Genomic DNA, 19,628 nt, shown 5'->3' with positions numbered 1-19,628 from the left:
TTCAATATCGATTTCATTTTATCATATTTTTCATGTAAGAAAAACTCTTGAAAACGTTTTTAGGAAATGTTATAATAAGTACATGTCCAATATGTATTACGAAAAAAATCCTACAATAGCACATGATATTCATGAAATCCACGTAAACTTACTAGACACCCCAATGTCTTTCATGACAGATGCAGGTGTTTTTAGCAAGAAGATGGTTGATTATGGTAGTCAAGTGCTTTTAAAAACCCTTTATTTTGAAAAAGGGGCATCAGTGTTGGATGTTGGCTGTGGTTATGGACCAATTGGTTTGACACTTGCTAAGGTGTTTAGCACCAAGACAACACTGATTGATATTAATAGCAGAGCTTTGGATTTAGCTACAAAAAATGCAGAGAGGAATGGTGTTATCGCTAAAATTTATCAATCCAACATCTACGAAAACGTGGACGAAACATTCAATCATATTGTTTCAAATCCACCTATTCGAGCCGGAAAATCGGTTGTACATGAAGTAATTGCTGGGGCCTTTCAACGCTTAGAGGCACACGGAACCTTGTCCATTGTCATTCAAAAGAAACAAGGTGCTCCGAGTGCCAAAGCTAAGATGGAAAAGGTGTTCGGCAACTGCCAGATTATAAAGAAAGATAAGGGTTACTACATCCTTGAAAGTGTGAAAGAATGAGAGCAGTTGATTTAATTCAAAAAAAGCGTGATGGCTTAGAACTATCGTCTGAAGAAATCAAATGGTTGATTGATGGATATGTAGCTGGGACAGTACCGGATTATCAAATGTCAGCCTTGGCGATGGCGATTTATTTTAAAGGGATGTCAACACGTGAGATTTCTGATTTGACAATGTCCATGGTTGCAACGGGTGAACAGATTGATTTGTCTGCAATCCCAGGCATCAAGGTAGATAAGCATTCTACAGGTGGTGTCGGAGATAAGGTTACACTCATCTTAGCGCCATTGGTAGCAAGTTTTGATATTCCAGTTGCAAAGATGAGCGGTCGTGGGCTTGGTCATACTGGTGGAACCTTGGATAAGTTAGAGTCAATCAAAGGATACCAGATTGAAGTTAGCCAAGCAGATTTCATCAAGCAAGTTCAAGATACTGGTGTTGCAGTTATTGGTCAGTCAGATAATCTTGTCAAAGCTGATAAACTACTCTATGCCCTTCGTGACGTGACAGCAACCGTTGACATTATTCCGCTGATTGCCAGCTCAGTAATGTCTAAGAAAATTGCCGCAGGTGCGGATGCGATTCTTTTAGATGTCACGGTGGGAGAAGGTGCCTTCATGAAGACTGTTGAAGAGGCACGGGTTCTAGCTCAAACCATGGTGGATCTTGGGAAGGCGGTTGGTCGTAAGACAGTTGCTGTTTTAACTAACATGTCTCAACCAGTTGGAACTTCGATTGGAAATCGTTTGGAAATTTTAGAGGCTATTGAAATTTTACAGGGTAAAGGTCGAGAAGATGTTACCGAATTTATCTGTGAACTAGCCCAAATTATGTTGGGGCTTGCTAATGTTGAGAAAAGCATTGAAGAAGTACGCCAGCATATTGACAATGGTGCAGCATTGAAGAAATTTGAAGAGATGGTCCGTGCTCAAGGTGGTGACTTAGAAGATTTATATCGCCCAGTTCAGGTTACACAGCAAGTTCCAGTTCTTGCGGAAGAGGATGGCTATATTGTGGGGCTTCCTGCTTTGGAATTTGGTCTCTTTGCAATGAAACTTGGTGCAGGTCGTGCAGTCAAGACTGACAATTTAGATTATGAAACAGGTATTGTTTTCCATAAGAAAGTGGGGGAAGCTGTTTCTAAAGGCGAGCAAATCGCAACTATTTATGCCAATGAAAATATTTCGGAAAACATGCTTACAAATTTCCAAAAAAATGTTAAAATAGATAAAGAAAGTGTAAAAACGAAAGAAATCATCGAAATTATTTCTTAATGTACGGAGAAAGCTATGAAATTAAATAAATATATTGACCACACAATCTTGAAACCTGAGACAACACAAGAGCAGGTTGAAAAAATTTTAGCAGAAGCAAAAGAATATGATTTTGCAAGTGTCTGTGTTAACCCAACTTGGGTTGCTTTAGCAGCTGAAAGCTTGAAAGATAGTGATGTAAAAGTTTGTACGGTTATTGGTTTCCCTCTCGGAGCAAACACACCTGCTGTAAAAGCATTCGAAACAAAAGACGCAATTTCAAATGGAGCAGATGAGATTGACATGGTTATCAATATCGGTGCTCTGAAAACTGGAAATTACGATTTGGTTTTGGAGGATATTAAAGCTGTTGTAGAAGCAAGTGGTGATAAACTAGTCAAAGTTATCATCGAAGCATGTCTCCTTACTGACGATGAGAAAGTGAAGGCTTGTCAATTATCTCAAGAAGCTGGTGCGGACTATGTTAAAACATCTACAGGATTTTCTACAGGTGGTGCTACAGTAGCGGATGTTGCCTTGATGAGAAAAATAGTAGGTCCTGACATGGGAGTGAAGGCTTCTGGCGGTGCACGTTCGTATGAAGATGCTATTGCTTTTATCGAAGCAGGAGCGTCTCGTATTGGTGCGTCATCAGGCGTGGCAATCATGAATGGAGCACAGGCGGATGGAGACTATTGATTTAATTGAATTAGCTGTAAAAAACAGTCAAAAAGCATACGTACCGTACTCAAAGTTTCCAGTTAGTGCAGTTCTTGTAGCTAAGACTGGGGAAATATTTACAGGTGTAAACATTGAAAATGCAAGTTTTGGTTTGACCAATTGCGCTGAAAGGACAGCTATTTTCAAGGCTATTTCTGAAGGTGTGAAAGATTTTTCTGAAATCGTAATTTATGGTAAAACAGAAAAACCAATATCCCCTTGTGGAGCTTGTCGCCAAGTTATGGCAGAATTTTTTGATAAGGATTTAAAAGTGACCTTGGTCGCTAAAGATAAATCGACAGTCGAGACGACAGTCGGGGAATTACTACCATATTCCTTTACAGACTTAACATAGTCTGTATGACAGTCATTTGACTGTAGCAATATTACTCTGCAACAATTTAGTTGCAAAAAGATTTTTAGGAGGGTTCAGAAATGAACAAGAAACTTGTAGGACTTGGTCTAGCAGCTGTTGCGGCTGTATCTTTGGCTGCATGTGGTAACCGTGCTTCAAAAAGCAGTAGCTCAGAAGCATCTTCATCAGCGGACACATCTGTGAAAGCTGCTATCGTTACTGACATTGGTGGTGTTGATGACCGTTCATTTAACCAATCTGCTTGGGAAGGTCTTCAAGAGTGGGGTAAAGCAGCTAGTCTTTCCAAAGGTAATGGCTACGATTACTTCCAATCAGCTAGTGAATCAGATTATATCACAAACCTTGATTCAGCTGTTGCTGGTGGTTACAATCTTGTGTTCGGTATTGGTTTTGCCTTGGAGAGTGCGATTGCGGAGGTTGCACCAAATAATCCTAATACACACTATGTAATCGTGGATAGTGTTGTTCCAGATCAAGACAATGTAGTTAGCGTAGGTTTCGCAGACCATGAAGCATCATATCTTGCTGGTGTTGCTGCAGCTAAATCAACTAAAACAAATCACGTAGGTTTCATCGGTGGTATGGAAGGTGTTATCATCGATCGCTTTGAAGCTGGTTTCGTTGCTGGTGCTAAGTCTGTAAACAAAGACATCAAGATTACAGTTGACTATGCAGGTTCATTTGGTGATGCTGCCAAAGGTCAAACTCTTGCAGCTGCTCAATATGCTGCAGGTGCAGACGTTATTTTCCACGCTTCTGGTGGTACTGGTAACGGTGTATTTGCTGCTGCTAAAGCAGAAAATGAAACTCGTAATGAAGCAGATAAAGTTTGGGTAATCGGTGTTGACCGTGACCAATCAGCAGAAGGTACATACACTTCTAAAGATGGTAAGTCTTCTAACTTTGTATTGGCTTCAACATTGAAACAAGTTGGTACTTCAGTTAAAGATATTGCAACTAAGGCAGCTGCAGGTGATTTCCCTGGCGGTAAAGTACTTCAATTCTCATTGAAAGATAAAGGGGTTGAATTGGCAGAAACTAATCTTTCAGAAGATGCTTCTAAAGCAGTTGCAGATGCTAAACAAGCAATTTTGGATGGCAAAGTAGAAGTTCCTGAAAAACCTTAATGAATTTCTTTTCGACAATTCCGATTCGGCGACCCGACGGGGCGCCGTTTTCGGGCTGAGATTTTTCTCAGTAAAGCCTATCAGCTATGGTAGGTTTTACTGACAAAAATGGTATAGTTGATGAAGAGTTTTTAAGTGCTCAAAGTAGTACTGAAGAATTTTCAGAAGGCTATAGTCAGAAAGGATAATAGATTATGACTAAGGATTATGTCATTGAAATGCGCAATATCACTAAGATATTTGGTGAATTTGTAGCAAATGACCACATCAATTTGAATGTCAGACGTGGTGAAATCCATGCCCTTCTTGGTGAGAATGGTGCGGGTAAATCTACTCTGATGAACATGCTTGCTGGCTTGTTGGAACCTACAAGCGGTGAAATTGTTATCAACGGTCAATCCGTGAAGATTGACTCTCCATCCAAAGCTGCCCAATTGGGTATTGGTATGGTGCACCAACATTTTATGTTGGTTGATGCTTTCACAGTTGCCGAGAATATCATTCTTGGTTCTGAAACTACCAAAGGTGGCGTGATTGACCTTAAAAAAGCTATCGCAGAAATTAAAGAACTTTCTGCTAAATATGGTCTTGAAGTTGATCCAACTGCAAAGGTTGCAGATATTTCTGTGGGTGCACAGCAACGTGTAGAAATCCTTAAAACACTTTACCGTGGAGCAGACCTTTTAATTTTTGATGAGCCGACAGCTGTATTGACCCCTGCGGAAATTGCAGAGCTCTTGAAAATTATGAAAGCCTTGGTTGAAGAAGGTAAATCTATTATTTTGATTACGCACAAATTGGATGAAATTCGTGCAGTTGCCGATAGTGTAACAGTTATTCGTCGAGGTAAATCAATCGAAACAGTTGCTGTTGAAGGAGCAACAAACCAAGATTTGGCTGAGTGGATGGTTGGACGTTCCGTTTCCTTTAAAACAGAGAAAGTTGAAGCAAATCCTAAAGAAGTCATTTTGTCCATTAAGGATTTGGTTGTCAATGAAAACCGTGGTATCCCAGCAGTTAAGGGCTTATCGCTTGATGTTCGAGCAGGTGAGGTTGTTGGTATTGCCGGTATCGACGGAAACGGTCAAAGTGAGTTGATTCAGGCAATCACTGGTTTACGTAAGGTAAAATCTGGCTCAATCACTATCAAAGGTGAGGAAGTAGTTGGTAAAACTCCACGTAAAATTACAGAAATGCAAGTGAGCCACGTTCCCGAAGATCGTCATCGCGATGGACTCGTTCTTCCGATGACTGTTGCAGAGAACTTTGCGCTTCAAACTTACTATAAAGAACCGATTTCAAAAAATGGTATCTTGAACTATAATATCATTAATGAAAAAGCACGCGCGTTAATGGAAGAATTTGACGTTCGTGGGGCAAGTGAACTCGTCCCAATCAAGGCTCTTTCAGGCGGTAACCAGCAAAAAGCTATCATCGCGCGTGAAATCGATCGCAACCCAGACCTTTTCATTGTTAGCCAACCAACACGCGGTTTGGACGTTGGTGCTATTGAGTATATTCGTAAACGTCTCATTGCAGAACGTGATAAGGGTAAGGCTGTTCTTGTTGTCAGCTTCGAATTGGATGAAATTTTGGATGTATCAGATAGAATTGCTGTAATCCATGATGGTGTCATCCATGGTATTGTTGAACCTGCTAAGACCAATAAACAAGAGTTAGGTGTCTTGATGGCAGGTGGACATATTGAGAAGGGAGAAGAGCATGCTTAATAAATATAAGAATTTGGCCCTTCCATTAATGGCTGTGGTCAGTGGTATCCTACTTGGAGCGATTGTCATGCTTGTTTTTGGCTACGATCCAATTTGGGGCTATGAAGAGTTATTCTATTCAGCTTTTGGTAATATCAAATCAATTGGTGAAATTTTCCGTGCAATGGCACCACTTGTTTTCACTGCTCTCGGTTTCGCAGTAGCTAGTCGTGCAGGTTTCTTCAACGTTGGTTTGTCTGGTCAGGCCTATGTTGGTTGGGTTTTTGCTGGATGGTTTGCCTTGGCAAATCCTGACTTACCACGTCCAGTTTTGATTTTGGGAACAGTCTTAATTGCCATGTTGGCAGGCGGTATTGCTGGAGCTATTCCAGGTATTCTACGTGCCTATTTGGGAACAAGTGAAGTTATCGTTACGATTATGATGAACTACATCTTACTCTATTCATGTAACTATATCATTCGTGATGTATTTGCAGATAGTTTGATGAAGAATACAGACTCGACAGTTAACGTGTCAGCAAATGCCTCTTACCAAACAGAGTGGCTCCGTGCATTGACAGATAACTCACGTATGAATATTGGTATTTTCTTTGCCATTATTGCAGTTTTTGTGATTTGGTTCCTATTGACCAAAACGACTCTTGGTTTTGAGATTCGCTCAGTGGGGCTTAACCCAACAGCATCGGATTATGCGGGTATGTCTGCTAAACGTACGATTATTCTATCTATGATTATTTCAGGTGCTCTTGCGGGTCTTGGGGGAGCTATCCAAGGTTTGGGTACTTTCCAAAACGTTTATATCCAAAGCGGTAACTTGGATATTGGTTTTAATGGTATGTCAGTAGCGCTTTTAGCTTCTAATTCACCGTTAGGTATTCCATTGGCTGCCTTTCTATTCGGTGTTCTTTCTGTCGGTGCCCCAGGTATGGTACGTGCACAGATTCCACCTGAATTGATCAACGTTGTTACGGCATCAATCATTTTCTTTATCGGTGTGAAATTTATTTTTGAACAATTATTAAAATCTAGAAATAAAGCGAAAGGAGCGAAATAAGATGAATGTTTCAATTCTTGCCTTACTCATTTCGCAAATGTTGATTTATTCAGCACCCTTAATCTTTACCAGTCTTGGAGGAGTTTTCTCTGAACGCGGTGGTATTGTAAACGTTGGTCTAGAAGGAATCATGGTTATCGGTGCCTTTGCTGGTGTTGTTTTCAATATCGAATTTGCAGGGACATTTGGTAATGCTACTCCATTATTAGCTGTTATTGTAGGAGGTCTTGCTGGTGTTGTCTTTGCTGCTATTCATGCGATGGCGACGATTAATTTCCGTGCAGACCACGTTGTATCAGGTACGGTGTTGAACCTTTTGGCTCCAGCATTGGGAGTTTTCCTAGTCAAGGTTATCTATAATAAGGGTCAAACTGATAGTATTACTGAATCATTTGGTAAATTTTCATTCCCTATCTTGGCAGATATTCCAATCATTGGTGAAATTTTCTTCAAAAATACAAGCTTGATGGGTTATGTAGCTATTGCAACAGCATTTCTTGCTTGGTTCATCCTTTATAAAACCAAGTTCGGTTTGCGCCTTCGTTCAGTAGGTGAACATCCGCAGGCAGCGGATACTTTGGGAATCAATGTCTACGCTATGCGTTATGCAGGTGTGTTGATTGCTGGTTTCCTTGGTGGTGTTGGTGGAGCTGTAAGTGCTCAATCAGTGAATATCAACTTCTCTGCAACAACAATCGTAGGTTCAGGTTTCATCGCTCTAGCAGCTGTAATTTTCGGTAAGTGGAATCCAATTGGCGCTATGCTTGCCAGTCTATTCTTCGGTCTTTCGCAAAGTTTGGCAGTAGTGGGTGGACAATTACCAGGATTGAAAGATATTCCAACGGTTTATCTTCAAATTGCACCATATTTGATTACTGTTATTGCTCTGTCTGCTTTCTTTGGTAAAGCAGTCGCTCCTAAAGCAGACGGTATCAACTATATCAAATCTAAATAAAAAGGTCCAGTGGACCTTTTTATCATGAGCTTGAAAATACGAAAGCGAATAAGGTCCAGCGAACCTTTCAGATTGAAGAAAAAGTCCATTTTGGACAATTTTCTTCAATCTTTTCTTATGTGACTTTTAGTCCGTCGCGCTCCGTAAGGTGTGTGACAAATAAACCACCCGCTATGCGGGTGCGCGACGAAGGTTATACCAAAAAAACTCCAACGTTTGTGTAGTTATAAAGGTGTAGAAATTATCGAAGGACATCTGATGCCGGATCATGTTCATATGTTAGTCAGTATTCCTCCGCGATTAAGTGTATCAAGCTTTATGGGCTATTTAAAAGGTAAGAGTGCTCTTATGATGTTTGATAAACACGCTAATCTCAAATATAAATTTGGCAATCGTCATTTCTGGGCAGAGGGATATTATGTAAGTACGGTTGGACTAAATGAAGCCACAATTAAGAAATATATACAAGAACAGGAAAAACATGATATAGCACTTGATAAATTGAGTGTAAAAGAGTATGAAGATCCCTTTAGGGATAATGGCAAGTAGTACGAATGCCTCTTTAAGAGGCTAGTGACGAGTTAAAAGCAGTGAGGCTTGAACAAAGTGAAAGCCAGCGTCTTTAGGCGCTGGCTGGTGATGTGGGCTTATAGCCCTTGTTCAAACCACCCGTTTGACGGGTGGTCATGATTTATGTTGAAAATTAAAAACTCTCAGAAACGCTGAAATATCAATGTTTCTAAGAGTTTAATAACTTGCTATCTTTCACAAACTTCTTCAATTTTTTAAGCTCCACTGGACCTTTTTATCATGTTCTTTGCTGTACAGGAAATGAATAATTGTCCTATTCAAAGGAAGAGGAGTTAGAGGGACTTTTGGTTGAGAATAGGGAGAATGACTGATATAATAGTTTGTCACTAAGGTATGAAATGAGGTTAATTGTGAGACGATTGGTGTTAAATATTGCAATGAGTTTAGATGGATTTATTGCACGTAAGGATGGAAGCTACGATTGGATTGAAGGACATGGTACCGATAAATACGATACAGTCTTACAGTTTGATAATCAAAAATTCTTTAGGGAGTGGGAAAGAACTCAACCATTCATAGAAGAGTTCGTTTTCCCACCCCCGCACAGTTGATTAGGTTAGATTTGGAGTGTAAAACACGAACAAATCTGCCAATCAACCACTGCGCTGAGATGTTGACACTAACTTTGAGAAGCGGTGCTGGGCTTTTTGCCCAGCCTCGATGGGGAGAAAATCATTAGAAGATTGTCCGTTGGAAATGATTGAAGGATATCAGGAAAAGCAATTTATCGTTGCGAGTCGTACCGAGCAGACGGACTATGGTAATGTGCGTTTCGTAAGGGACGTCATCGGGGAGATTATAGAACTTCGTTCTAGAGAAGGTGGAGATATTTGGCTGTTTGGTGGGGCAAGTCTGGTTCAGGACTGTTTAGAGGCGGGAGTGATTGATCACCTTATTATTGGGATTATTCCTACTATTTTGGGTGACGGCATTCCACTTTTCGCCTCACTTTTGGAAGAAAAGAAATTGCTCTTGGTAGAGTCAACTGTCACAGATGGAATTGCTATGTTACGTTATGATATTAGAAGGTAAAAAAGGCGAGCTATTGCTCACCTTTTTTACTATTTTATATAATTAGTTTTTTACACCAGCTGCAATTTCTGGGTTTGCGAAAGCATCATCGATGATGTCTTTCAATTGTTTAGCAGATGCTTGCATTTTTTGCAATTCAGCTTCGCTCAATGGGATATTGACTGGACGAACGATACCGTGGGCACCGATGATAGCAGGTTGACCGATGAAGACATCTTCAACACCTTCGTATTGGCCAGCTTGGTAAACTGACAATGGAAGTACTGCATTTTCATCATCAAAGATTGCTTTAGTGATACGTGCAAGTGCAACACCGATACCGTAGTAAGTTGCGCCTTTTTTGTTGATGATTGAGTAGGCTGCATCACGAACAGATACAAACAAGTCAACAAGACCTTGCTCATCAATATCGCGGTTATCTTGCAACCAGTCGTACAATTTCACACCAGCAACGTTGGCATGTGACCAAACTGCAAATTCTGAGTCACCGTGCTCACCCATGATGTAAGCGTGAACTGAACGTGCGTCGATACCGATTTTCTCAGCCAATGCTTGACGGAAACGAGCTGAGTCAAGAGAAGTACCAGAACCGATAACACGCTCTTTAGGGAAACCAGAGAATTTCCAAGTTGAGTAAGTCAACACGTCAACAGGGTTAGCAGCAACAAGGAAGATACCGTTGAAACCAGAGTTAACGATTTCTGTAACGATTTGTTGGTTGATACGAAGGTTTTTCTCTACCAATTCAAGGCGAGTTTCACCTGGTTTTTGTGGCAAACCAGCTGTCAATACAACCAAGTCTGCGTCATGAGCATCTGAATACTCAGCAGAGTAGATTTTTTTAGGGAATGTGAAGGCCAATGCGTGGCTCAAGTCTTCTGCATCACCTTGAGTACGGTCTTTGTTGATATCGATGATACCCAATTCTTGACCAATCCCTTGGTTAACAAGAGCATAAGCATAAGCAGAACCTACGGCACCGTCACCGACAAGGATTACTTTTTTGTGTTGTTTAGTTGCAGTCATTGCTAAACATCTCCTTAGTTTTATTTGGGGATGACTTCATCCCGACCATAATACATTCTAGCATGTTTTAAGCTTTTTGTCACTTGTGAAAGCGCCTTTGAAAATGTTTACATGCTAGTTTCCAACAAAGAAATTTATTCGCCAATATGGTATAATAGAAGCACAATGACTGTTGAAAGAGGCATATAATGCAAGATAAAAATTTAGTAACGGTTAATCTGACCAATGAGATGAAATCATCCTTCATCGACTATGCGATGAGTGTTATCGTTTCACGTGCTCTGCCTGATGTACGTGATGGTCTGAAGCCGGTTCATCGCCGTATTTTGTATGGGATGAATGAATTAGGAATTACACCGGATAAACCACATAAAAAATCAGCCCGTATCACAGGGGATGTTATGGGTAAATATCACCCGCATGGAGATTTTGCGATTTACGAAGCAATGGTTCGTATGGCACAATGGTGGAGCTACCGTCACATGTTAGTTGATGGTCACGGAAACTTTGGTTCCATGGATGGTGACGGAGCAGCCGCTCAGCGTTATACAGAAGCACGCATGAGCAAGATTGCGCTTGAAATGCTTCGTGATATTAACAAGAACACGGTAAATTTTGCGGATAACTATGACGCGAGTGAACGTGAGCCTGAGGTTTTACCTGCTCGTTTCCCTAACCTTCTGGTTAACGGAACGACTGGTATCGCCGTTGGTATGGCTACCAACATTCCTCCACACAACTTGGGTGAGACTATCGAGGCAGTTAAGCTGGTTATGGACAATCCCGAGGTAACAACACGTGAGATTATGGAAGTCTTGCCTGGACCAGATTTTCCGACAGGTGCCTTGGTTATGGGGAAATCTGGAATTCACCGTGCTTATGAAACTGGTAAAGGTTCAATAGTTCTTCGTTCCCGCACAGAAATTGAAGAATATGGAAATGGTCGTGAGCGCATTGTTGTTACAGAGTTTCCATACATGGTCAATAAGTCCAAGGTTCAAGAACATATTGTTAAATTAGTCCAAGAAAAACGTATTGAAGGAATCACTGCTGTTCGAGACGAATCCAACCGTGAGGGTGTACGATTTGTTATCGAAGTTCGTCGTGATGCCTCAGCCAACGTCATCTTGAATAATTTGTTTAAGCAAACACAGCTTCAAACCAACTTTAGTTTCAACATGTTGGCCATCCAAAATGGTGTACCGAAAATCCTTTCTGTACGTCAGATTCTAGAGTCTTATATTGAACACCAAAAAGAAGTAGTCACTCGTCGTACACGATTTGATAAAGAAAAGGCTGAGGCGCGTGCTCATATCTTAGAAGGCTTGCTGATTGCTCTTGACCATATTGATGAAGTCATTCGTATTATCCGTAATTCAGAAACTGATGCTATTGCTCAAGCTGAATTGATGGAGAAATTTGACCTTTCTGAACGTCAGAGTCAGGCTATTCTTGATATGCGTCTTCGTCGTTTGACAGGTTTGGAACGCGACAAGATTCAATCAGAATATGATGAGTTAGTGGCATTGATTGCAGATTTGGCTGATATTCTAGCTAAGCCTGAGCGTGTTGTTCAGATTATTAAAGACGAATTAGAAGAAGTCAAACGTAAATATGCTGACCCACGCCGTACAGAATTGATGGTTGGTGAAGTTCTTTCCCTTGAAGATGAGGACTTGATTGAAGAAACGGATGTTTTAATCACCTTGTCAAACCAAGGCTACATCAAGCGTTTGGCACAGGATGAGTTTCAAGCTCAGAAGCGTGGAGGACGTGGGGTTCAAGGAACTGGCGTCAAGGATGATGATTTTGTACGAGAATTAGTCTCTACAAGCACTCATGATCGCTTGCTCTTCTTCACTAACAAGGGACGTGTTTACCGTCTCAAAGGCTATGAAATCCCAGAATATGGTCGTACTGCAAAGGGACTTCCAGTAGTCAATTTGCTTAAATTGGAAGAAAACGAGGCAATTCAAACCATTATCAATGTAACTAAGGACCAGGAGGCAGATAGCTATCTCTTCTTTGCAACCCGCCAAGGTGTTGTAAAACGGACTAGTGTGTCAGAATTTGCCAATATTCGCCAGAGCGGTCTGAAAGCTTTGAATTTGAAAGAAGACGATGAACTCATCAATGTTTTCTTAACAAATGGTCAAGCAGACATTATTATGGGGACTAAGTTCGGTTATTCTGTACGTTTCACTGAAACAGATGTTCGTAATATGGGCCGTACAGCAACAGGTGTTCGTGGTATCAATTTACGCGAGGGAGACCAGTTAGTTGGCGCTACTATGATTTCTGATGACCAAGAAGTACTCGTATTGACGGAAAAAGGTTTTGGTAAACGTACACCAGCCAGTGAGTATCCAACCAAAGGTCGTGGTGGTAAGGGTATCAAGACTCTTAAAGTTGCTGATAAGAATGGTTCTCTGGCAGGTTTGACAACGGTATCTGGTGATGAAGATATTATGGTTATTACCGATACTGGCGTGATTATTCGTACAAGTGTTGCGAATATCTCTCAAACTGGTCGTTCAACCATGGGTGTAAAAGTGATGCGCTTGAATGATGAAGCGAAAATCATGACCTTTGCCTTGGTAGATGCTGCCGAAATTAAAGAAGAAAAGGAATAAATAATCATGTCAAAACGTGAAAAAAAGAAGAAGCGTAAAGGTTCTTTTTGGCGCAATTTTTTAACAGTTGTATTGATACTGATTTCCTTGGCATTGATATTTAATACCTCTATCCGTAATTTTATTATCGGCTGGAATACGAATAAATACCAGATTAGCAATGTTACGACAGAGGATATCGAAAAGAATAAACAGGCTGAGACAACATTTGATTTCGAACAGGTTCAGTCTATTTCTACAGAGGCTATTTTAGCAGCTCAGTGGGATGCACAACGCTTACCTGTAATTGGTGGAATTGCGGTTCCCGAGCTTGGTATCAACCTTCCTATTTTTAAAGGGGTCTTCAATACTTCGCTCATGTATGGAGCTGGTACCATGAAGGAAAACCAAGAGATGGGGAAAGGAAATTATGCGTTGGCCAGCCACCATATTTTTGGTGTAACTGGTGCAGCAGATGTTCTCTTTTCACCGCTTGATCGTGCTAAAAACGGCATGAAAATCTATATTACTGACAAGACCAATGTTTACACCTACGTTATTGATAGTGTGGAAATTGTTTCGCCTGAAAGTGTCTATGTCATTGATGATGTAGAAGGACGTACAGAAGTTACGTTAGTGACATGTACGGACTATTATGCTACGCAACGTATTGTTGTAAAAGGAGTTCTTGAATCAACCACTCCATATAATGAAACGGCAAAAGACATCTTAGATTCCTTCAATAAGAGTTATAATCAGTATGATTATGGACAATAAAACATCTATATATTAAGAATAAAGAAGTGGTATAAGACTGAGGAGATATTCTTTGGTTTTATATGGCTTCTTTTTTTGCAAGATTTTACGAATAGATAGGTGAGGAGGAAATTATGTATCAAATTGAATTTAAAGAAGAGGCCATTCTACCTAGAGAACGTTTAGTAGAAGTTGGAGCTGAGCGTCTCAGTAATCAGGAATTGCTAGCAATTTTTATTAGAACTGGGACAAAAAAAGAACCTGTTTCTATTCTCTCCAATAAATTATTGAATCGTTTGGAAAGTTTAGCGGCTCTAAGAGAACTATCAATTGAAGAATTGCAAAGTTTGACTGGAATTGGGCGCGTCAAGGCGATTGAAATTAAGGCTATGATTGAACTTGGAAAACGTATCAATCAATCAGAGCTACTCTTAAATGAGAGAATTTTGGGAAGTGAGAAGTTGGGACGTAAGATGATTCATGAAATCGGGCATAAGAAGCAGGAGCATCTAGTTGCACTTTATCTCAATACACAGAACCAGATTATCAGTCAAAAAACGATTTTTATTGGGAGTGTTAATCGTAGCATTGCAGAACCACGTGAAATTTTGCATTACGCAGTAAAATGTATGGCAACATCGATTATCATCGTTCATAACCACCCGTCGGGTTCAGTACAACCTAGTAGGAATGATTTGCTATTTACGGAGAATTTAAAAGAGTCCTGCGAAAAGCTAGGACTGGTATTATTAGATCATTTAATTGTTGGAAATAAGGATTACTATTCTTTTAGAGAAGAAAGTGAGTTATTTTAAAGTTTATTGACAATATAGTGGAAGAGGTCTTTTTCAATCTCACGTTTACCGTAGAGTAGTTCAGGATGCCATTGAACCCCTAAAAATTTAGTTGGGTAGGCTGAATGAACTGCTTCAATAATCTGTTGATTATCTGATAGTGCAATGATTTCTAAGTCAGGTGCTAAGTCTTTGATAGCCTGGCGGTGAAATGAGTTTACACTCGGATCGGACTTATATATGTTGTAAAGTAGACTGTTTTGAGTCAGTTGAATCGTTTGACTGACTTCTTGTCCGTCTATGTCTTGCCAATGTTCAGAAATTGATTGATGAAGGCTACCACCTTGAGCTACATTGTAGAGCTGTAGACCTCGGCAGATACCGAAGATAGGTTTCTGATTTTCTTGGGCAGCCCTTATGAGGGCTAATTCAAACTCGTCACGCTTTGGTAGATAATTATCGCTGTCAATAGTCCTTTCTTCGTGATAGTAACTTGGCTGGACATTTTGTCCTCCTGTTAGGATGAGTTTGTCAATAAGATGGATATAATATTTTGCCAAATCAGGCTTTGTAACAGGAAGGATGAGTGGGAGTCCGCCAGCATCTTCAATAGCTTGTACGAGGCAAGTCTGGGTATAAGAAAGCAGGGGTTCTGTATGATCCCCTGTTTTATATTCATTTCCAGAAATACCAATAACTGGTTTTTTCATTGCTTATCCTTTTCGCATAAAGTAGAGTAGTGTCTGTAATTCACTAGTCAAATCAACATACTGGACAACGACATCTTTTGGGACAGACAAGTTAACTGGTGAAAAGCTCAGAATCCCTTTAACACCAGCTTCAACAAGAATATCAGTCACTTCTTGCGCTTTGACGCTGGGTACCGTCAGAATGGCTGTCTGAGAGTTTGCTTCGCTGATACGTTCCTTGATTTCTGAGATTGCATGGATTGGGATATTTTCATCTGTCGTTCCAACAGCTGGATTATCATCTGCTTCAAAAGCCATGACTATTTTCATTTTATTTCGTTCGTGGAAGCGATAGTGTAGCAAGGCCCGCCCCATATTCCCGACTCCAACAAGCATAACATTGGTGATGGAGGTATCATTTAGAATATCCGCAAAGAAATCCATCAACTCTTTGACATTGTAGCCAAAGCCACGACGACCAAGCTCTCCAAAATAGGAAAAATCTCGGCGGACGGTAGCTGAGTCGATTCCGATAGCTTCAGCAATTTCTTTTGAACTAGCTTTTTCAATATTTCCTGCATAGAAACGTTTAAAAATGCGATAGTAGAGGGATAGACGTTTGGCAGTTGCGCGTGGAATATCAGATTTTTTATCGTTTTTCACTTTAGACTCCTTTATTTCGATAGAATACGCTTTATCGATTATTTATATATTAAACAGTTCTTTATTCTATTCTAGTCCAAGTTTGTGAAAAAATCAACAGATTGATTTTAAAAAAAGATTAAACAGGAAACTGTCTAATCTAGTGTTTGTAAATAGCGATAGAGATCCCCGATTGTCCCTTTGTAATCCAGAGCTTGTCCGTCTTGTGTAATGCTGGTAACTGGATAATAGTCTGGGAGGGTTAAGCAACCGGAAAAAGCCAGAATGGCTGCATCTTTATTCTCAAATGTTTGGATACGTTCTTGCTTGTAAGCATCAAGATAGTGAATTTCAATCATACTAACCCTCTTTTGTAAAGATGTCACGGTCAATCAAGCTATCCATGAGGAAATAGAATTTTTCTTGAATAACCTTATTACTTTCTGGCTTAAAAATGTTTACCAGATGAAGACCAGACTTGTCGGTAATGTTAATTTTAAAACCAGTTAGGTCTTGATTGATAATAATTTTCAAGAGGAATCCTTGGTTTGAATTTGGAATTTCTTCCAGAAGACGTGTAAGCTGATAGTGGCCTGCTTTGGTTTGTTCAAAGGTGTTATCACGGAGTGTATATTTTTTGATAGCAGGGCTAATGTGATAAGTAAAATTACAATCTTTTAAGGTAACTGATTGTTGGAATGCCATTTTAACCTCCAAGTATTTTCTTTAGTTCGATGATAAGAGTATCTATCTCTTCTTTTGTATTGATTTCAGATAGGCTGATACGAATGGATTCTTTCAGACGATGGGAGTCTTTTCCATACATAGCTTCTAAAACATGGCTATTTTGGACAACACCTGCCGTACATGCGGAACCGCTAGAAACAGCGATACCTGCCAAATCTAGTTGCATGAGTAGTTGTTCATTAAGTTTACCAGGAAAACCGATATTAAGGACATGAGGGAGATGAGGTCCAGCCTGATTGAGATAATAGTCTAAGCCAGACAATCCCTTGATAATATGTTGTCGCAGTTCACTGACATGCTTATGATGCGTATCTAAGGACTCATATTGTTCTGTTAGGGCAGTCGCCATAGCAGCAATAGCAGGGAGATTCTCAGTACCTGCTCGATGTTGCTGTTCCTGCTTTCCGCCGTGGATCAAGGAATCAAATTTATGAACGTTACTATACAGGAATCCCATCCCCTTTGGACCATGGAATTTATGGGCAGAGGCTGCGAGGAAGTCAATTCCGTAGTCAGAGGGAGCAATTGCAATTTTTCCAATTGCTTGGACAGCATCTACATGAAAGACGGCCTGATGATCGGCTAGAAGCTTTCCAATTTCCTTGATGGGAAGTAGCTGACCGGTCTCATTGTTAGCAAACATGACGCTGACTAAAATAGTATCTGGTCGAAGGGCATCCTGAATTTGTTGAGCGGTGATTACTTGATCGACTGGGTGGATATAGGTTACCTCGAACCCAAACCGCTCCTCTAGATATTGCATGGTATGGAGGACAGCATGGTGTTCGATAGCCGTAGTAATCAGGTGTTTTCCTTTGGATTGATGTGCAAGTGCATAGCCTTGAATAGCTAAAGTATCAGCTTCGGAGCCTCCAGATGTGAAAATAATTTGTTCAGGAGAGGCGGAGAGGATCTGAGCAATCTCTTGACGACTTTGTCTAAGATATTGATTGGCTTTCCGACCGCTTTGATGGATACTGGAGGGGTTTCCATAATTTTCTTGAGCCACTTCCATCATCCGTTGGAGTGCAGTAGGAGATAGAGCAGTGGTCGCTGCATTATCTAAATAAATCAAAGAGTTTACTCCTAGTTTTCTTTTTCAGGACTAGTAAATTTGAAAAGTGGGCTGAGTGGCTGATGTTCTTGGATGCGGTGGATGGCATCTGCAATCAAGTCACTAGCTGTTAGGAAGGCGATATTTTTAGGATGCTGTTCTTTGCTTGCAACAGAATCGGTAACTAATATTTCTTTGATTGGTGCTTCATCTAAGAGTTGGGCTGCAGTTCCCGCAAAGAGACCATGGCTGGCAACTGCATAAATTTCAGTAGCGCCACCTTCTTGGACAATTTTTGAAGCTTGTGAGAAAGTGCGACCAGTATTGAGAATATCGTCCACCAAAATAGCTTTTTTACCAGCAACATCACCAATAATATAGCCTTCAGAACGTTCAGAATCATCTTGAGCGTAGTCGATAATCGCAATCGGCGCATTTAGAAATTCAGCGATATTACGAGCTCGTTTGATACCAGAATTTTTAGGACTCACAATGACGACATCTTCTCCGCAGAGTCCTTTTTCCATGTAGTAAGCTGCAAAAAGTGGTTCTGTAAGGAGATTGTCTACTGGAATATCAAAGAAACCTTGAATTTGTGAAGCGTGCAAATCAAGAGTCAATACACGGTCGACACCAGCTTTAACCAGCATATTTGCAACTAATTTAGCTGTAATTGGTTCGCGTGGAGAAGCGGTACGGTCTTGACGAGCATAGCCGAAATAAGGGATGACCGCTGTAATGGTGTTGGCACTAGCACGTTTACAAGCATCGATCATAATCAATAATTCCCACAAGTGATTATTGACCGGATAGCTTGTTGATTGGATAATGTAGACGTCTACGCCACGTACAGATTCTTCAATGTTAATTTGAATCTCACCATCAGAAAACTGACGAGAAGACAGTTTTCCAAGAGGAATTCCAGCAGAATCAGCAATTTTTTCAGCAATATCGCGGTTGCTATTGAGTGAGAATAATTTAATGTTATGTTCACCGAGTGGTTGTACCATTTTAAAGTAACTCCTTTTACACACTGAGCTTTTATGATGACATAAAAGTATTTTTTACAATAGATAATTCTATTCTATCAAAAAAATGAAAAATTTTCAGTAGTGAAACTAAAAAATCAACCTTATTTGGCTGATTTTTTATAGTTATTTCATGTAGGTAGCTGTTCGTGCAACCTTACTGCTAGCATATTTGAATTGAATTGATTTCTTCTTAAGGAATTCATCAAAAAGAATTTTCCCTGCATCTGCATCGGTCACTTCGACTTCTAATTCATAATCTTTTTGTCCCACATAATCATTTTCATCGAGAGCCATAAGACCTATAGATGTCTGTTTCTCATAGCGTTTTGTCGTGAGGCTTCCCCAGACAGCAAGTTTATCAAGTGGAATCTCTGTTGCAGAAATAATGTCAGAAATTTGTCCTGCTGGTAGTTGAAAATTTTCCAGTAAATGATGTGCAGTTTGGATGTCTAGAGCTTGGTTATATTCTTGATTTCCGACTTCTTGTGGAATTTTTAAGGTTAGTTCTGCTGAGTCTTCAAATGTACGAATACGGAGTGAAAAGCGGTGATTCTTCATATCTAGGTCTGGGGTATCAATGTAGTGGTTTGTTTGAAGAATTGGGCTCACATCTGAAAAGTCAGTAAGCAGGCGTTTGTATTCGGATTTGGTCAATAAGGTTTTATACTCAATTTCAAGGTGGTTTTTCATGCAGTAAACCCTTTCAATGTGTTATAATAGATTAGTCTTTGTGTTATTCTAATACAATTTAAAAGTTTTGACAAGA

The 19,628-nt window shown here is 40.1% G+C and carries 21 protein-coding genes and 1 pseudogene; 14 read left to right on the top strand and 8 right to left on the bottom strand.

What is annotated here, in order from left to right; genetic code table 11:
• The first annotated feature begins 82 nt into the window (after positions 1 to 82).
• The 11 genes and pseudogenes from ODU37_RS00485 (at position 83) to ODU37_RS00435 (ending at position 9,511) form a co-directional block, all read left to right on the top strand.
• Positions 83 to 673 (top strand): class I SAM-dependent methyltransferase, encoded by a 591-nt coding sequence (locus tag ODU37_RS00485; RefSeq protein WP_398580394.1) that lies wholly within the window; start codon positions 83 to 85, stop codon positions 671 to 673.
• Positions 670 to 1,947, top strand: coding sequence for a pyrimidine-nucleoside phosphorylase (locus ODU37_RS00480; RefSeq protein ID WP_044755075.1), 1,278 nt, complete (start codon positions 670 to 672; stop codon positions 1,945 to 1,947). The genes ODU37_RS00485 and ODU37_RS00480 overlap by 4 nt, the downstream gene beginning before the upstream one ends.
• Positions 1,948 to 1,962: 15 nt before the next feature.
• Positions 1,963 to 2,625 (top strand): deoxyribose-phosphate aldolase, encoded by a 663-nt coding sequence (deoC, locus tag ODU37_RS00475; RefSeq protein WP_398580393.1) that lies wholly within the window; start codon positions 1,963 to 1,965, stop codon positions 2,623 to 2,625.
• Entirely contained in the window at positions 2,612 to 3,001 is a 390-nt protein-coding gene (locus ODU37_RS00470; RefSeq protein WP_024415456.1) for a cytidine deaminase, read from the top strand. The genes deoC and ODU37_RS00470 overlap by 14 nt, the downstream gene beginning before the upstream one ends.
• 80 nt (positions 3,002 to 3,081) lie before the next feature.
• Positions 3,082 to 4,149: a BMP family protein gene (locus ODU37_RS00465; RefSeq protein ID WP_044758722.1), complete on the top strand. Its 1,068-nt coding sequence runs from the start codon at positions 3,082 to 3,084 to the stop codon at positions 4,147 to 4,149.
• Positions 4,150 to 4,343: 194 nt separating this feature from the next.
• Positions 4,344 to 5,879 (top strand): ABC transporter ATP-binding protein, encoded by a 1,536-nt coding sequence (locus ODU37_RS00460; protein WP_024387432.1) that lies wholly within the window; start codon positions 4,344 to 4,346, stop codon positions 5,877 to 5,879.
• Positions 5,872 to 6,933, top strand: a complete 1,062-nt coding sequence (locus tag ODU37_RS00455; protein ID WP_002935270.1) for an ABC transporter permease — start codon at positions 5,872 to 5,874, stop codon at positions 6,931 to 6,933. Before ODU37_RS00460 ends, ODU37_RS00455 begins: the two co-directional genes overlap by 8 nt.
• A 1-nt stretch (position 6,934) precedes the next feature.
• Positions 6,935 to 7,888 carry an ABC transporter permease gene (locus ODU37_RS00450; protein WP_012775589.1) on the top strand — a complete coding sequence of 318 codons (954 nt, stop codon included), beginning with the start codon at positions 6,935 to 6,937 and terminating at the stop codon, positions 7,886 to 7,888.
• 207 nt (positions 7,889 to 8,095) lie between these two features.
• Positions 8,096 to 8,437: pseudogene (gene tnpA, locus ODU37_RS00445) on the top strand (IS200/IS605 family transposase); the annotation flags it as partial.
• A 392-nt stretch (positions 8,438 to 8,829) separates the two neighbouring features.
• Positions 8,830 to 9,030, top strand: coding sequence for a hypothetical protein (locus tag ODU37_RS00440; protein ID WP_233889180.1), 201 nt, complete (start codon positions 8,830 to 8,832; stop codon positions 9,028 to 9,030).
• A 145-nt stretch (positions 9,031 to 9,175) separates the two neighbouring features.
• Positions 9,176 to 9,511 carry a dihydrofolate reductase family protein gene (locus ODU37_RS00435; RefSeq protein WP_249562111.1) on the top strand — a complete coding sequence of 112 codons (336 nt, stop codon included), beginning with the start codon at positions 9,176 to 9,178 and terminating at the stop codon, positions 9,509 to 9,511.
• 42 nt (positions 9,512 to 9,553) lie between these two features.
• On the opposite strand, the gene ODU37_RS00430 is transcribed toward ODU37_RS00435, so the two are convergent.
• Positions 9,554 to 10,537 (bottom strand): L-lactate dehydrogenase, encoded by a 984-nt coding sequence (locus ODU37_RS00430; RefSeq protein ID WP_002940816.1) that lies wholly within the window; start codon positions 10,535 to 10,537, stop codon positions 9,554 to 9,556.
• 188 nt (positions 10,538 to 10,725) lie between these two features.
• On the opposite strand from ODU37_RS00430, the gene gyrA reads away from it, so the two are divergent.
• The 3 genes from gyrA (at position 10,726) to radC (ending at position 14,720) form a co-directional block, all read left to right on the top strand.
• Complete coding sequence (gene gyrA, locus ODU37_RS00425; protein ID WP_249562110.1) at positions 10,726 to 13,170, top strand: DNA gyrase subunit A; 2,445 nt, start codon at positions 10,726 to 10,728, stop codon at positions 13,168 to 13,170.
• A 6-nt stretch (positions 13,171 to 13,176) separates the two neighbouring features.
• On the top strand, positions 13,177 to 13,926 hold the full coding sequence (locus tag ODU37_RS00420; protein WP_002935254.1) for a class A sortase: 750 nt from the start codon (positions 13,177 to 13,179) through the stop codon (positions 13,924 to 13,926).
• Positions 13,927 to 14,039: 113 nt separating this feature from the next.
• A complete protein-coding gene (radC, locus tag ODU37_RS00415) occupies positions 14,040 to 14,720 on the top strand; it encodes a DNA repair protein RadC (RefSeq protein ID WP_002935253.1) in 681 nt (226 codons plus the stop codon).
• On the opposite strand, the gene ODU37_RS00410 is transcribed toward radC, so the two are convergent.
• The 7 genes from ODU37_RS00410 to ODU37_RS00380 all read right to left on the bottom strand — a co-directional run bounded on the left by ODU37_RS00410 (position 14,717) and on the right by ODU37_RS00380 (position 19,552).
• Positions 14,717 to 15,409, bottom strand: coding sequence for a gamma-glutamyl-gamma-aminobutyrate hydrolase family protein (locus ODU37_RS00410; protein WP_249562109.1), 693 nt, complete (start codon positions 15,407 to 15,409; stop codon positions 14,717 to 14,719). The genes radC and ODU37_RS00410 overlap by 4 nt on opposite strands.
• Positions 15,410 to 15,412: 3 nt before the next feature.
• Positions 15,413 to 16,051 (bottom strand): redox-sensing transcriptional repressor Rex, encoded by a 639-nt coding sequence (locus ODU37_RS00405; protein ID WP_002935251.1) that lies wholly within the window; start codon positions 16,049 to 16,051, stop codon positions 15,413 to 15,415.
• 134 nt (positions 16,052 to 16,185) lie between these two features.
• Complete coding sequence (locus tag ODU37_RS00400) at positions 16,186 to 16,389, bottom strand: DUF4649 family protein (RefSeq protein ID WP_024378702.1); 204 nt, start codon at positions 16,387 to 16,389, stop codon at positions 16,186 to 16,188.
• Position 16,390: 1 nt separating this feature from the next.
• Entirely contained in the window at positions 16,391 to 16,735 is a 345-nt protein-coding gene (locus tag ODU37_RS00395; RefSeq protein ID WP_024407230.1) for a DUF1831 domain-containing protein, read from the bottom strand.
• A 1-nt stretch (position 16,736) separates the two neighbouring features.
• Positions 16,737 to 17,852, bottom strand: coding sequence for a cysteine desulfurase family protein (locus tag ODU37_RS00390; RefSeq protein WP_105158908.1), 1,116 nt, complete (start codon positions 17,850 to 17,852; stop codon positions 16,737 to 16,739).
• 11 nt (positions 17,853 to 17,863) lie between these two features.
• Complete coding sequence (locus tag ODU37_RS00385; RefSeq protein ID WP_012775438.1) at positions 17,864 to 18,841, bottom strand: ribose-phosphate diphosphokinase; 978 nt, start codon at positions 18,839 to 18,841, stop codon at positions 17,864 to 17,866.
• A gap of 144 nt (positions 18,842 to 18,985) precedes the next feature.
• Complete coding sequence (locus ODU37_RS00380) at positions 18,986 to 19,552, bottom strand: CYTH domain-containing protein (RefSeq protein ID WP_105158907.1); 567 nt, start codon at positions 19,550 to 19,552, stop codon at positions 18,986 to 18,988.
• Positions 19,553 to 19,628 lie beyond the last annotated feature (76 nt).

It is taken from the genome of Streptococcus sp. 2021WUSS109 (assembly GCF_044427305.1).
GTDB lineage: Bacteria > Bacillota > Bacilli > Lactobacillales > Streptococcaceae > Streptococcus > Streptococcus suis.
This window is presented reverse-complemented; position numbering and strand designations above follow the sequence as displayed.